This window comes from Kitasatospora sp. NE20-6, assembly GCF_045862635.1.
The window spans coordinates 84,633-98,761 of the sequence record NZ_BPRL01000018.1; the positions used below are offsets into that span (position 1 = coordinate 84,633).

General features: G+C 73.5%; 11 protein-coding genes and 2 pseudogenes. 10 read left to right on the forward strand and 3 right to left on the reverse strand.

All coding sequences use genetic code 11. The features are described 5' to 3' along the window. Nucleotides 1-238: 238 nt before the first annotated feature. The 7 genes and pseudogenes from SNE206_RS15925 to SNE206_RS15955 all read left to right on the forward strand — a co-directional run. Nucleotides 239-1,576 (forward strand): annotated as a pseudogene (locus tag SNE206_RS15925) (polysaccharide lyase family 1 protein); the annotation flags it as partial. Nucleotides 1,577-1,708: 132 nt separating this feature from the next. Continuing rightward, nucleotides 1,709-2,638 (forward strand): annotated as a pseudogene (locus SNE206_RS15930) (pectinesterase family protein); the annotation flags it as partial. A 215-nt stretch (nucleotides 2,639-2,853) separates the two neighbouring features. Beyond that, nucleotides 2,854-3,732, forward strand: coding sequence for a GyrI-like domain-containing protein (locus SNE206_RS15935; protein WP_407914014.1), 879 nt, complete (start codon nucleotides 2,854-2,856; stop codon nucleotides 3,730-3,732). 317 nt (nucleotides 3,733-4,049) lie between these two features. After that, the gene (locus SNE206_RS15940) at nucleotides 4,050-5,330 is read left to right on the forward strand and encodes a chitinase (protein WP_407914015.1); all 1,281 of its coding nucleotides are present in this window, start codon (nucleotides 4,050-4,052) and stop codon (nucleotides 5,328-5,330) included. A gap of 280 nt (nucleotides 5,331-5,610) precedes the next feature. Continuing rightward, a complete protein-coding gene (locus tag SNE206_RS15945; protein ID WP_407914016.1) occupies nucleotides 5,611-5,877 on the forward strand; it encodes a hypothetical protein in 267 nt (88 codons plus the stop codon). A gap of 313 nt (nucleotides 5,878-6,190) precedes the next feature. Beyond that, nucleotides 6,191-7,261, forward strand: coding sequence for a glycoside hydrolase family 43 protein (locus SNE206_RS15950; RefSeq protein ID WP_407914017.1), 1,071 nt, complete (start codon nucleotides 6,191-6,193; stop codon nucleotides 7,259-7,261). 322 nt (nucleotides 7,262-7,583) lie between these two features. Next, complete coding sequence (locus SNE206_RS15955) at nucleotides 7,584-8,723, forward strand: Rieske 2Fe-2S domain-containing protein (protein WP_407914018.1); 1,140 nt, start codon at nucleotides 7,584-7,586, stop codon at nucleotides 8,721-8,723. Between the two features lie 196 nt (nucleotides 8,724-8,919). Here SNE206_RS15955 and SNE206_RS15960 read toward each other — a convergent pair whose 3' ends face one another. Further along, complete coding sequence (locus SNE206_RS15960) at nucleotides 8,920-9,819, reverse strand: lytic polysaccharide monooxygenase (protein WP_407914019.1); 900 nt, start codon at nucleotides 9,817-9,819, stop codon at nucleotides 8,920-8,922. A gap of 261 nt (nucleotides 9,820-10,080) precedes the next feature. Beyond that, nucleotides 10,081-10,323 (reverse strand): hypothetical protein, encoded by a 243-nt coding sequence (locus SNE206_RS15965; RefSeq protein ID WP_407914020.1) that lies wholly within the window; start codon nucleotides 10,321-10,323, stop codon nucleotides 10,081-10,083. 239 nt (nucleotides 10,324-10,562) lie between these two features. Here SNE206_RS15965 and SNE206_RS15970 point away from each other — a divergent pair, with 239 nt between their 5' ends. Together SNE206_RS15970 and SNE206_RS15975 are read left to right on the forward strand one after the other, a co-directional pair. Then, nucleotides 10,563-11,810 (forward strand): trans-sulfuration enzyme family protein, encoded by a 1,248-nt coding sequence (locus tag SNE206_RS15970; protein ID WP_407914021.1) that lies wholly within the window; start codon nucleotides 10,563-10,565, stop codon nucleotides 11,808-11,810. A gap of 164 nt (nucleotides 11,811-11,974) precedes the next feature. Further along, a complete protein-coding gene (locus SNE206_RS15975; protein ID WP_407914022.1) occupies nucleotides 11,975-12,346 on the forward strand; it encodes a ClpX C4-type zinc finger protein in 372 nt (123 codons plus the stop codon). A gap of 109 nt (nucleotides 12,347-12,455) precedes the next feature. Here the strand turns inward: SNE206_RS15975 and SNE206_RS15980 are convergent, their stop codons facing one another. After that, nucleotides 12,456-13,190 carry an SDR family oxidoreductase gene (locus SNE206_RS15980; RefSeq protein WP_407914023.1) on the reverse strand — a complete coding sequence of 245 codons (735 nt, stop codon included), beginning with the start codon at nucleotides 13,188-13,190 and terminating at the stop codon, nucleotides 12,456-12,458. 107 nt (nucleotides 13,191-13,297) lie between these two features. Between SNE206_RS15980 and SNE206_RS15985 the strand changes: the two genes are divergently transcribed. Continuing rightward, a complete protein-coding gene (locus SNE206_RS15985) occupies nucleotides 13,298-13,912 on the forward strand; it encodes a TetR/AcrR family transcriptional regulator (protein ID WP_407914024.1) in 615 nt (204 codons plus the stop codon). Nucleotides 13,913-14,129 lie beyond the last annotated feature (217 nt).

Sequence of the window (14,129 nt, forward strand, 5' to 3'; positions counted from 1 at the left end):
GTCCCGGTTTCGGCTGCGGGCCGGGGCCGGTGGTCGGTCGCGGGCGGAGGCCGCCGGTGCGCCGTCCCGGCGCTGCAGCGGAGGGTGGTCGAGGATCTCGACGTGCACGATCCGGCCGTGCACGACGGTTGTCGGCCCGCGGGGTCCGCGGCCTCTTCTCCGGACCGGCGGCAACCTTTCCGCGTCCGACGGCGACCGAAGGGCGAACGGTCCGCCTCACCCGAAGGAGCACCCGGGCATGCCCGCTTCCCCGCACCGCCGCCCCACCGGTCGCCGACGTCTCGCCCTGATCGTCACCGCCGCCGTGGCCGCGGCCGGCCTCGGCGCCGTGCCGCTGGTCATGAACGCCGACGCCGCCGCCACCGACCTCGCCCACGCCGTGCTGCCCGCGAAGGACGGCTGGGCCGCGAGCGGCTCCGGCACCACCGGCGGCCGCGACGCCGACGCCGCGCACGTCTTCACCGTCTCCACCCGCGCGGAACTCGTGAAGGCGCTGAAGGCCGGCCCGGCCGACGCGCCGCGGATCATCCGGGTGAAGGGCGTCGTCGACGCCAACACCGACGACACGGGCAAGCCGCTGGCCTGCGCCGACTACGCGGCGGGCACCGGTTACTCGCTGAGCGCGTACCTCAGGGCCTACGACCCCGCGGTGTGGGGCCGTGCCAAGGTGCCGTCGGGCACCCAGGAGAGCGCCCGCAGCGCCGCCCAGGCGAAGCAGGCCGCGCGAGTGGTGCTGAACGTGCCGTCACGGACGACGATCGTCGGCGTGCCGGGCACGGGGGCGGGGATCACCGGCGGCAGCCTGGCGGTGAAGAACGCGGACAGCGTGATCATCCGCAACCTGGCGTTCACCGACGTCCGCGACTGCTTCCCGCAGTGGGATCCGACCGACGGCTCCACCGGCAACTGGAACTCCGCCTACGACGCCGTCAGCCTCCGCGGGGCCACCCACGTCTGGGCCGACCACAACACCTTCTCCGACACCCCGCACCACGATGCGGCGAACGCCTCGTACTTCGGCCGGGAGTACCAGGTGCACGACGGAGCGCTCGACATCACCAACGCCTCCGACCTCGTCACCGTCGAGTACAACACGTTCGCCGACCACGACAAGACGATGCTGATCGGCAGCAGCGACAAGGACACCAAGCTGCGGGTCACCCTGCACCACAACGTGTTCCAGGGCATCGTCCAGCGTGCGCCGCTGGCCCGGGTCGGCCTGATCCACCTCTACAACAACTACTACGACACCACACCGCTCGACGGCTACCGGCACTCCTACAGCATCAACTCCCGCGCCGGCGCGCAGGTCGTCGCCGAGCGCAACTACTGGAAGCTCCCGGCCGACCGGAAGGCCTCCCAACTGCTCAGCGGTGACGGCACGGGCGCGGTCACGGGCAGCGGCAACCTCGTGAACGGAACGGCCACCGACCTGGTCGCCGCCTACAACGCCGTCAACTCCAAGAAGATCAAGACCTCCGTCTCCTGGACACCGACACTGACCGCCGGCCTGGAGTCCTCCGCCGCCGGACTCCCCGCCGCCCTCAGGGCGAAGGCCGGTGCCGGGGTGCTCACCGCCACCGGCGCGATCGGAACCGCCGCCCCCTCGGCGGGCACCGGGGCCACCGCGTCCGCGTCCGCGAGCGCCGAGGCCGCCGCCTCCCCCTCGGCCGCTGCGGTCGCGGGCCGCACGCTCGCCGTCGCCGCCGACGGCTCCGCCGCGTACCGCACGGTGCAGTCGGCGGTGAACGCGGCCGCCCCCGGCGACACCGTGCTGATCGCCAAGGGCACCTACCGCGAGGTGGTGAACGTGCCGACGGCCAAGAAGGGCCTGACCCTGAAGGGCGCCACGGGCAACGCCGAGGACGTCGTCCTCACGTACGACAACGCGTCCGGCACGAAGAAGGCCGACGGTTCCACGTACGGCACCGAGGGCAGCGCCACCGTCACCGTCTCCGCGAACGACACCCTGCTGACCGGGATCACCGTCCAGAACACCTTCGACCGCTCCGCCCACCCGGAGATCACCGCCACCCAGGCGGTGGCCCTCGCCGCCCGCGGCGACCGCCAGCAGTACGTCGGCTCCCGCTTCATCGGCCACCAGGACACGGTCCTCAACTGGGCGCCGTCCGCCACCGGCCAGTACCGGCAGTACTTCCGCAACTCCTTCGTCGCCGGCGACGTGGACTTCGTCTTCGGCAACGCCACCGCCGTGTACGACCGCGTGAACATCACCCTCCGCGACCGCGGTGCCGCCGCGGGCGGCAACAACGGCTACCTGTCCGCGCCCAACACCGACGCCTCGAAGCCGTACGGCATCCTCGTCACGGACAGCACGGTCAACAGCCCGGCCAAGGCGAACACCTTCTACCTCGGCCGCCCGTGGCACCCCTCCGCGAACGCCGTCGGCCAGCTCGTCATCCGCAACACCGTCCTGCCCGCGGCCGTGAAGACGGCCGGCCCCTGGACGGACATGAGCGGCTTCTCCTGGAAGTCCGCCCGCTTCGCCGAGTACGCCAACACCGGCCCCGGCGCGGCCGTGAACGCCGACCGGCCGCAGCTCACCGCCGCCCAGGCCGCCGTGTACACCGCCCGCCGCTACCTCGCCGGCACCGACGGCTGGAACCCGGTGGGCTGACGATCCCCGCCACCGCGCGCAGGCCTCGGGCACGGCACGGCACGCCGCGGAAGGAAACCGACACCCCGGTCGCGCCGGCACCGGCGCCGACGCAGGCACCGGAAGCCGGCCGGCCGGGCGCCGCGGCGGCCACCCGACCGAAGCGGGCACGGTTGGTCGGGTCGGGCAGAGTGGACCCTCCCTACGGTGGACGGACAGAAGGAAGGAGACCGGGCTTGCTGGACCGACTGAACCAGGCGATGGCGTCGATCGAGGAGCACCTCGACGGGACGATCGACGTCGCCGACCTGGCCCGCACCGCGCTGACCTCGGAGTACCACCTGCGGCGGCTGTTCTCCGCCCTGGCCGGGCTGCCGCTGTCGGAGTACGTCCGGCGGCGCCGCATGACCGTCGCCGGGGCCGAGGTGCTCGCCGGGGAACGGACCCTGCTGGAGATCGCGGTGCGCTACGGCTACACGTCGGCGGAGGCGTTCGGCCGTGCGTTCCGCGGAGTGCACGGCATCGGCCCCGGCGAGGTGCGCCGCACCGGCGCCGCCCTGCGTTCCCAGCCCCGGATGTCCTTCCGCCTCGTCGTCGAAGGGAGCACCACCATGCAGTACCGGATCGTGGAGAAGCCGGAGTTCCGGGTCGTCGGCCGGACGGCCCGGGTGCCGCTCGTGCACGAGGGGGCCAACCCGCACATCGCCGTCCTCATCAGGAGCATCGAGCCGGAGACCCTCCGGCGGATCGCCGCGCTCTCCGACCAGGACCCGGACGGGATCGTCTCGGCGGTCGTCCATCTCACCGACAGCCGCGAGGAGGGAGCCGAACTCGACTACTACCACGCCGCGGTGACCTCCGGGGCCGGGGCGGGCGAAGACCTGGAGGGCCTCGACGTGCTCAGCGTCCCGGCCGGCACCTGGGCCGTCTTCGAGAACCACGGCCCCTTCCCGGCCGCGCTGCAGTACTTGTGGCGCGACGTCTTCACCCAGTGGTTCCCGTCCAACCCGTACGTCACCCGGCCCGGGCCCGAGATCCTGCGGACCCGGCCCACCGAGGACTGGTCGGAGGCGGACGCGCAGCTGTGGATCCCCGTGGACCGGGCACCGGCCTGACGGTCGGTCGGTCGGTCGGTCGGTCGCCACGGGGGAGCAGGGGGCGGGGAGCGGGGGAGCGGGGCGGCGGGGGTGGACCGCCGTGCGGAACGTGCAGGTGAGTTGCTGATCGTGTCGGGATTCCGTTCCGGACCTTAAGAGAACCCCAAGCCTTCGCCGGGCCCTTGACCCCCGTAGGTGGTCCAGTCCATTTTATGGAGCAGGCCGGTCCGTGTCCGGGTCGAAGTCCCGCACCGCTCTGCCGCGTTCAGTGTCATCCGTCCCCCGGCTCCCGGCTTCCGGGCGGCCCCCACACCCCTGCCCGGAGAGGTTCCCCCATGGAACGAACCCCGCTCCGCACCTCCGCACCCGGCCGGCACCGCCGTCGCCGCGGTGCCGTGGCCGCCGGCGTCACCACCGTTCTCGGCCTGCTGGCCGGCGGCGTCGCGGTCCTGACCGCCGGCACCGACGCGAGCGCCGCACTCGGCGCCACCGACGCCCTCGGCAGCAACTGGTACGCCTCGGCCCCGTACCTGATGCCCGAGGACAACAGCCCGCCGGACGCGGCCGCGGTGATGGACGCGACCGGCCAGAAGGCGTTCCAGCTGGCGTTCATCCTGGACTCGGGCGGCTGTAAGCCGGCCTGGGGCGGCACCTCCTCGATCGACACCGACACGGTCATGCCGGCCGTGATCCAGAAGATCCGCAGCAAGGGCGGCGACGTCTCGGTCTCCATCGGCGGCTACGGCGGCAACAAGCTCGGCCAGAGCTGCGGCAGTCCGGAGGCGACCGCGGCCGGCTACCAGAAGGTGATCACCAAGTACGCACTCAAGGCGATCGACTTCGACCTGGAGGAGCCCGAGTACGAGAACGCGGCGGCCATCCACAACGAGATCGGCGCCGCGAAGATCCTCCAGCGCGACAACCCCGGCCTGTACATCTCGATCACCACGGCCGGTACCAACGCGGGCACCGGCTGGTTCGGCACACAGATGCTGAACGAGGCCAAGTCCCAGGGCTTCACGCCGAACAACTACTCGATCATGCCGTTCGACGGCGGGTTCAACGGCGCCGCCGCACAGACCGACGCGCTGGTGAAGTTCAACCAGATCCTGCAGACCACCTTCGGCTGGAACGAGGCCACCGCCTACGCCCACGAGGGCGTCTCCCTGATGAACGGACGGACCGACGCCGCCGAGTACTTCCGGCAGGCCGACTTCCAGACCGTCCTCGACTTCGCCACCGCGCACAAGCTGGCCCGCTACACCTACTGGTCCGTCAACCGGGACCGCCAGTGTGCCGGCACGGTCGACCCCGGGCTCTCCGGCTCGTGCTCCAGCGTGGCCCAGAACGACTGGGACTTCACCAAGTTCACCGTCCGCTTCGCGGGGGCGACGCCGCCCACCACGCCGCCGACCAGCCCCCCGCCGGGCAGCCCGAGCCCCAGCCCGACCTCCGGCAGCTGCACCCAGCCCGCGTGGAGCGCCACCACGACCTACACCAACGGCAACAAGGTCTCGTACCAGGGCCACAACTACCACGCCAAGTGGTGGACCCTGAACGAGGTTCCGACGGCCAGCGGCCAGTGGGGCGTCTGGGCCGACGACGGCCCCTGCTGACCTCGGCACCGTGAGCGTGGACCGGCCCCCGGCGACCCCGGGGCCGGTCCACGTTGCCATGACGGCGCCTCCCCGCACCGGGCCGACATCCGGGACCGGCGCCGACGCGCTGCTGCTGCTGCCGCCGACGACGCGACGCGCTGCCGCTGCCACTCGCCGCTGCCGCTTCCACTGCTCCCGCCGACGGGAGCGACGGCGAGGCAGCGGAGGGCCGGCAGCCGGAGGTGTCCGGAATCGGCCCGGGATGTGCAGGTATCGTGCATCCGGAAGGAGGTACCCCATGATTGCTGGCCCGGGCTTCTGGGATCTTGAGATCGAGCGAGCCGGCTGGTCGCGTGTCCTGTCCCCCGGGACGGCCGGCTTCCCGGAGCTCGAAGGGCGCGGCAGTGTGTGGGGCCGCAACTGCTACGTGCGCGGCAGCGACCGGCTGGTCATCGAGTGGTCGGACCAGGTGTCGATATTCGCCGCCCTCCGCAACGGCAGGCTCTGTCCGGTGGGGTCCGCCGAGGACCTCTCGTCCGCGATAGGAGCCGGCGGCAGGGGCTAGGCCCCCGGCGTCGGCGGCTCGGCGGCCGGGCCGCGGGCGGCCGGTCCGGCGGGGGAGTCCGTGCCCGTGGGGGTCGGGGCCGCCGCAGCTATTGACATGCTCAGCGCCTGTCGGGATGCTGCGAGAGCGCTCTTCCATCGATGTAAAGGCCGGACGGAAGCGGAAGGACACGTCGAGCCGGGGCGCCTCCCAGCCTTCTGCGATGCGGTCCTGAGCAGACGTCGTCCCCGCGCCCGGGCTCCCCGTCGGCGCGGCAGGGCGACGGCACGGCGGTGCGGAGCCGAAGCGGAGGACCGACCAAGGATCGGGGACCATGAAGCTCTCCCGCCGTCTCTCCGGTGTTGCCGCTGCCGTGCTCTCGGGCTTGCTCGCCGCCGTGCTGTCCCTGTCGTTCGCCGAGCCTGCCGGGGCGGGCCAGACCGGCCTACGTGCCGCCGACCCGAGCGTGCTCCGGGTCGGCGGCACGTACGTCTCGGTGCAGTCGGCCAACGGCGGGATCGCCGTGCGGCAGGCCTCGTCGACCGCCGGGCTGGCCTCGGCGACCGCCCGGCAGGTGTGGTCGGACACCGCCGGCCGCGGTGAGGTCTGGGCCCCGGAGATCGTGATGGACGGCGGCCGCTACTACATCTACTTCACGGCCGGGCGCGGCGCGGCCCACCGGATGTACGTCATCAGCTCCGCCGCCCCCGACAGCGGCTACACCGCCGAGACGAAGCTGGCCCTGCCGGACGACCGGTGGGCCATCGACGGGAGCATGTTCACCTTCAACGGGCAGCGCTGGTTCGTGTGGTCCGGCTGGGCCGGCACCACCAACGTCGAACAGAACCTCTACATCGCGCGGATGAACGGCCCGACCGCGCCGACCGGCGCACGGTACGTCATCTCGCAGCCCCGGGAGAGCTGGGAACGCGTGGTCGGCAACCCGTTCATCAACGAGGGGCCCGAGCCCGTCAAGGACCCGAACGGGCAGCTGCACATCACCTACTCCGCGAACGGCAGCTGGAGCGACCGCTACTGCCTGGCCGACCTGAGGCTCCGGGCGGGCGGCGACCCGACGTACGTGTGGGACTGGTACAAGTCCAACGGCTGCCTGTTCGGCTCCGACCGCTCGACGATGATGGCCGGCTGGGATCCGACGCTGCACGTCGACGGTCCCGGCCACCACAGCTTCGTCCTGCTGAACGGCGACATCGCCACGAGCCCGCCCGCCGGGCCGACGTTCCCGCTGATGTTCCACGCCGTCCCGAAGGGCACGCCGTACGCGTGGGCGAACCGGTACTGGTACACCGGCACGTTCGCCTGGTGGGGCAACACCACCTACAGCCGCGCCAACGTCCCCGGCCCGACCGCGGACACCGGCTGGAGCCTCAAGTTCTTCGAGTAGGCAGCCGGGCGGCGCCCCGACGTCCTTCCGGGCCCGACCGCAGCCGTCACCGGGCCTCCTCTCTGCCGGCGGCCTCCTCGCTGTCGGCGGCCGCGGTTGCCGTTCCCGCGGCCCGCGGTCACCGTGGGGAGGTGAAGTCCCCCGCGGCCGACGGATCGCCCTCGGCCCCCGGGATGCCGGATCGACGCGATGCCGCGGGAGGCGCGCCCGCCGCCCGCACGGCCCGGCGGCGGGCCTCCCGGCCGCGCCGCGTACGCGCATCCCGGACACCCGGCGACCGGTGCGGCTGTGTCCTCCCGGCCCGAGCGCAAGGGAGCAGGACATGACCGAGGCCCGACCCGGAACGGACCGGCACCCCGTCGGCGCAACGCCGGGGCTCCCGCCGCGGCCGGTGAACGTCCGCGGCCACGCCGGCACCGACCTGCGACGCATCGGGATCGACCCGGACTTCTGGTACCCCGTGGCCGTCGCCCGGAAGGTGGCCAGGGGGCGCACCTTCGCCGCCGTGTTCGCCGGTGAGCGGATCGCGCTGTACCGCGGCCGGAGCGGCAGGGTCTACGCCCTGGAGGACCGCTGCGCCCACCGCCAGGTGCCGCTGAGCATGGGCGTCGTGGAGGGCGACGTGCTGCGCTGCTGCTACCACGCCTGGGCCTACCGCGGGAACGGCCACATCTCGCAGATCCCGTACCTGCCCAAGGGGTGCGAGCGGCCTCCGCGCGGCGTGCGGTCGTACCCGGTCCGTGAGGCCTACGGCCTGGTGTTCGTCTTCCCCGGAGACCCGGCGAAGGCCGAGGCAGCGCCGTTCCCGGTGCTGCCGCAGTACGACGCGGCCTCGCACCGGACGATGACCTTCTCCCGCACCGTGCGGTGCCACTACTCGTTCATGCACGAGAACCTGCTCGACATGAACCACCAGTTCCTGCACCGGGGCGTGCTCGGCAGGATCCAGCCCGAACTCCTCGGCTACGAGAGCGGTCCGCGGTCCGTCGAGGCCCGCTACCTCTTCGTCCCCGCGGGCGGCAGGAAGGACCGCGGCGCCGGCCTGCTGTCCGCCGAGGGGATCGGCGGCCGGGAGAAGCCCGACGTCGTCACCATCCGCACCGAGTACCCGTACCAGACCCTCCAGGACGTTCCCGAGGGTGCCGACCTCCCGGCGTTCTCCCTCTGGGCCGCGTACGTGCCGGAGGACGCGGAGCAGCGCACCTGTCACGCCTACGGCCTGCTGATGATCGCGAAGCCGCCGGTGCCCGGTGTGATCCACCTGGCGTGGCCGCTGATCCGGCGCTTCACCGAGCGGGTGTTCGCCCAGGACCGGACGGCGGTCGAGGCCGAGCAGCGGGCCTGGGACGAGCAGGGCGAGGACCGCAACCACGAGGTGTTCCCGCTGATCCTCGACGTCCGCGACGTCCTGCGCTCCAACGGGGTGCCCCTCGGCCCCGAGGCCGTCCGCGCCGAGGCGTAGCCCGCGGGGGCCGACGGCCCGGCTCCCTGGTCCGGCGCTTCCGTGGCCCGGTGCCTCCGCGCCCCGAGGGACCGTCGGACGCACCGTGCGTCCGACGGTCCCCGGCGTCCCGCGGCCCTCCCGGAGGAGCGCCGGTGCGGGGCCGCCCGCTCCCCGGGTGGTGCGGGCTACGCGGGTCGGGCTACGCGGGTGCGGGCTACGCTGGCGCGGCGGCGGTCCGCATGCGGCGGTACAGGAGGACGCCGGATGCGCCCGCCGACACCAGCGCGACGCCCACCACGCCCAGCATGGCCGTGGAGGAGGCCGAGGCGGCGGTGAAGGAGGCCGGGGCGGGGGCGGGGGCCTGCGGTCCGGCGGCGGTCGTACCGTGGTCGTGGCGGGCCGTGGACCGGCCGGCGTCGGCGGCGAGCTGCTGCTCCGTCGGGTTGCCCGGGGCGGTCGCCGCGAGGGCGGCGGCACCGGCGGTGCCGCCGAAGTCGACGTCCGAGCAGCCGTAGAACGCCTCCGGGCTGTCGGTCCGCTGCCACACCTGGTAGATCAGCTGGCGGCCGGTGCGGCTGGGCAGGGTGCCGCTGAAGGTGTAGTAGCCGTTGGTGGCGGTCCGGCCGGTGGCGTACTCCGCCACGGGGTGGGTGAGGTCGAGGTCGGACCACTTGAGCGGCTGGGTGGGGTTGTAGCCGCTGTTGGTGACGTAGAGCGTCATGACGCCCTGGTGGGGGGCGGTGACGCGGAAGTTGAAGGTGGTGGCGCCCGCCTTGACGGTGGTGGCCGGCCAGTCCGTGCGGGCCATGTCGAGCGCCTTGTACTTGTCGCGGTTGGCCGAGCACAGCTTGCCGTCCGGGATGATCTGCCGGCTGCGGCCGTTGGCGTCCGCGATGTTGACCTCGTTCCAGTCGTAGAGCGGCTGGGTGCCGCTCATCGTGACGAGGTCCTTGCACACCTGGGACTGGGGGTGCTCGGGGCCCTCGGCGTAGCAGGAGGCGATCCGGCTGGTGGGGCCGTAGAGCGAACCGTGGGCGCCGGCGCTGCCGGCGGCCGTGACCACGACGCCGGCCGTCAGCGCGCCGACGGCCAGGAGTCTGCGGGTCCAGGACATGGTTCTCCTCGGGAGAGATCGGGTCGGTTGTGGGGGACGGCGCAAGCCCGGGGAGCGGCGGGCGGCACGGCGTGGACCCGACACGCCGTGACCGGAAGCGAGCCTAGATTGGCCTATACCAATTGACAAGGGGTGTGGTGCCCAACGGTTCTGACGGTCGATCTGGCCGGACGCCGCGGTTCGCGGCCGAGGGCGCGGTTCCTGTGCGGCGCGCCCGGGTCGGCGGCCGGCGGCCGGCAGCCGGCAGCCGGCAGCCGGAGCTCAGGGGGTGTGGAGTGCGCACTCCGGGCCCGGGTCGTGGTCGCAGCGGCTGACCGGCACGAGGGAGGCCAGGCCCCACAGGCCCAGGGCCAGGCCGCACAGGACGGGCACGGCGACCGCGGCCCGCAGGGCGACGGCAGCCCCGGTCCTGCCGTCCAGGCACCGCACGGTCAGGTACACCGCGGCCGGGATCCAGACGATCATCACGGACATCACCAGGACGAACCACCCGTTCGTGCTCACCGCGGGACGATGCCCGCCGCGGGGCGCACCCATGCGCGGGCCGGACGCGCCGCGCCGTGCCGCCCGGGGCAGGCCGGCGCGGCGTGCGTCGCGGCCCGGGCGACCGGGGCAGGCCGCGGGCCGGTGGCAGGAATTGGACGACAGCCTGCGCTTTCGGTGCTGTCGCGGCAGGGGCGGGGCGGCGGAGGATCGTCGCGGGGCCCCGTGGGGGGGCCCCGCCCGCGCCGGAGGATCCACCGATGTCCCTGGCCGAACCCGTCCCGCCCGTCGACCGCGTGACCCCCGCCGCGGACCGGCTCTGGACCATGGCCGTCCGCCCTCCCGTCCCGTCCGTGCCGCCGACTCCGGCCGCGGGCCGTCCGGCCGTGCCGCCCGTGCACCGGACGGCGACCTTCACGTTCGAGTCGTCCGCGGCGTTCGCCGCCGTCATGGCGGACCGCACCCTCGGCTACGTCTACAGCCGGATCGACAACCCGACCAGCGACACCTTCGCCGCGGCCGTCGCCGCGCTGGAGGGCGCGGAGGCCGGGCAGCCGTTCTCCTCGGGGATGGCCGCGATCACGACCACGCTGCTCGCCTTCCTCTCCGCGGGCGACCACGTCGTCGCGCAGCGCAGCCTGTACGGCGGCACGCACCACGTGCTCACCCGGCTGCTGCCGCGCTGGGGCATCGGGGTGTCCCTGGTCGACTCGCCGGCCGAGGCGGCCGCCGCGATGTCCGCCACCACCCGCCTGGTGTGGTGCGAGACGATCTCGAACCCCACCCTGCGCGTCGCGGACATCCCCGGTTTCGCCGAGGCCGCCCACCGGGGCGGTGCGCTGCTCGTGGTCGACTCGACCTTCGCCACGCCGTCGGTCTGCCGACCGCTCGCCCTGGGCGCCGACCTCGTGCTCCACTCCGCCACCAAGTACATCGGCGGGCACAGCGACGCCACCGGGGGCGTGGTCGTCGGCGACCGCCGCCACCTGGAGCCCGTCCGGGCCCTGCGGACCGAACTCGGCGGCACCCTGGCCCCGGACGAGGCGTTCCTGCTCCTGCGGGGACTGCAGACGCTGCCGCTGCGCGTCGAGCGGCAGAACCGCACCGCCGCGCTCCTGGCCGCCGCCCTGCACGGGCATCCGGCCGTCGCGGCGGTCGACTTCCCCGGACTCCCCGGCCACCCCGACCACGACCGCGCCGTTGCCCTGTTCGAACCCGGCCGCTTCGGCGGCATCGTCACCGTCACCCCGCACGGCGGCGCGGAGACCGCGCAACGGCTCTGCGACGGCCTGCGGCTGTGCGACATCGTCACCTCGCTCGGCGGCACGACCACCGGCGTGTCCCACGTGGCGTCGACCAGCCACCGCCAGCTGGGGGAGGAGGAACTCGCCGCGGCCGGCATCGCACCCGGCACGGTCCGGATCGCGGTGGGCCTGGAGGATCCGGACGACCTCATCGCCGACTTCGCCGCCGCGCTCGACACGCCGCCGCCGACCGGAGGGGCCTGACGGACCCGCCGCCTGACGGACCCGTCCGGGCTGTCCGGGTCCTCCGCCCCGTCGCCCGTCGCCTGTTGCCTGTTGCCTGTTGCCCGTCGCCTGTTGCCCGTTGTCAGGGCAGGCCTGACAACACTAGGCTCCTGTCAGGAAAAACCTGACAGGAGGGGTGCGGCATGTCTGCTGCCACGGCCGGACACGAGGGTCTGAGCTGCTCGTTCTGCGGCACGTCCGAGGCCGAGGTGGACAAGCTGGTCACCGGGCCCGGGGTGTGCATCTGCAACAAGTGCGTCGATCTGGCCACCTCGATCGTGGCGGAGTACCGCGGGAAGCCGGTCGACCTCCGGCTCCCGCTGCGCGGCGGGATGACCGACGAGCAGGTGCTCGGCCATCTCCCGCGCGTCGCGGCGGTCGCGGACCAGGTCGAGGCGGACCTGCGGCTGTGGGTCCGGGAGCTCCGCCGGCGCGGTGTGACCTGGGTGAGGATCGGCGAGGCGCTCGGCATCACCCGCCAGTCGGCCTGGGAGCGGTTCTCCGGCGAGGAGTGACCCCCGGGCGCGGGCGTACGGCAGGGCAGGGCGGCGGGGTCTGCCCGGGACGACGGCTCGGTGCAACGGCCCGGGAGCGTCCGGTGCCGCCCGGAGGCTGCGCTGCCGCTCAGGCGATGCCGCCGTTGGTGAAGATGACCTGTCCGTTGACCCACCGGCCCGGGCCGGCGAGGAACGCGACGGTCTCGGCGATGTCGTCCGGCGTGGCGATGCGCTCCAGCGGGGGCTGTGCGGCCAGGCGGTCGAGGGTCTCCTGGTCCTTGCCGTCCAGGAAGAGGGGGGTGGCGGTGGGGCCGGGTGCGACGGCGTTGACGGTGATGTCGCGGCCGCGCATCTCGCGGGCCAGCACCAGGGTCATGGCCTCGACGGCCCCCTTGCTGGCGGCGTAGGCGGCGTAGCCGGGGGGCGCCAGCCGGGTGACGGAGGTGGAGAAGGTGACGATGGCGCCGCCGCCCCGGACGCGGCGGGCCGCCTGCTGGGTGACCACGAACGTGCCGCGGATGTTGGTGCGGAGCAGCCGGTCGAGTGCGTCCAGGTCGAACTCGGCGACCGGTCCGAGGACCATGGCGCCGGCGGTGTGGACCACGACGTCGATCCCGCCGAAGGCGGTGCCGACCGCGTCGAACGCCTCGGCCATCGCGGTCTCGTCGGCGACGTCGCCGGTCACGGCGGTCGCCCGGCCTCCCGTCGCCTCGATGGCGGCGACGGTCTCCTCCGCGGCAGCCCTGTTGCCGGCGTAGTGGACGCCGACCGCCATGCCGTCGGCGGCGAGCCGTCGGGCGACGGCGCGGCCGATGCCCCCGGAGGCGCCGGTGACCAGGGCAACGCGTGCGGTGTCGGGCATGGCGAGACCTTCTCTCTCTTATGAACGTGACGTCCATATAATCACGTTGTGAACGCTGCGTCCATATGTCATCGTGGACCCGGCGGGTCGACACGGGAGGTCAGCGCATGCCGGAGCGTCCGGAGCAGGACGAGGCACCGAAGGTCCGGCGCGGCCGCGGGCGGCGCCCCGCGGCCGAGGTGCGGGCCGATGCCCTCGACGCGGCCGGGGCCCTGCTGCTCGACAGGGGCATGGCCCAGTTCACCATCGAGGCCGTGGCCGACACGGCCGGCGTCAGCAGGACCACGATCTACAAGTGGTGGCCGTCGAAGGGGGCGCTCGCGCTCGACGGCTACTTCCACGCGGTCGAGTCCGCGCTGACCTTCCCCGACAGCGGCGACATCGAGGCGGACCTGCGGGCACAGCTCCGGGCCTTCGTCCACGTCGTCACCGAGACCCCTGCCGGGCGGGTGATCGCCGAACTCATCGGCCAGGCGCAGACCGACCCCGACCTGTCCGCAGCCCTCCTGGAACGCTACTCGGGCCCACACCGTGCGCTCGCGGTGAAGGCGATCCTGCAGGCCCGGGCACGCGGCGAACTGCGTGCCGACGTCGACCCCGAGGTCCTCGTCGACCAGCTCTGGGGCGCCTGCTACCACCGCCTGCTGATGCCCAGCCTGCCGCTCACCCGGGCGTTCGCCGACAGCCTGGTCGACAACCTCGTACGCGGCATCAGGGCCTGACCCGCTTGCGGCGGTGGGCAGTAGGCAGTAGGCGGTGTGCGGTGGGCGGTTCCCCAGGGGCCCCGGCTCCCGGAGCAGGAGGAGGGGGCCGCCCGTGCGGCCCCGGTCGCGCGGAGGGTACCGGAACCACCGGCCGGACGCCAACGGTGGTGCCCGTGTTGCCCGGTGAGCCGTTCGGGCCGACCCTGAAGCGGGGGTTCGCAACCCGCACGCGAGG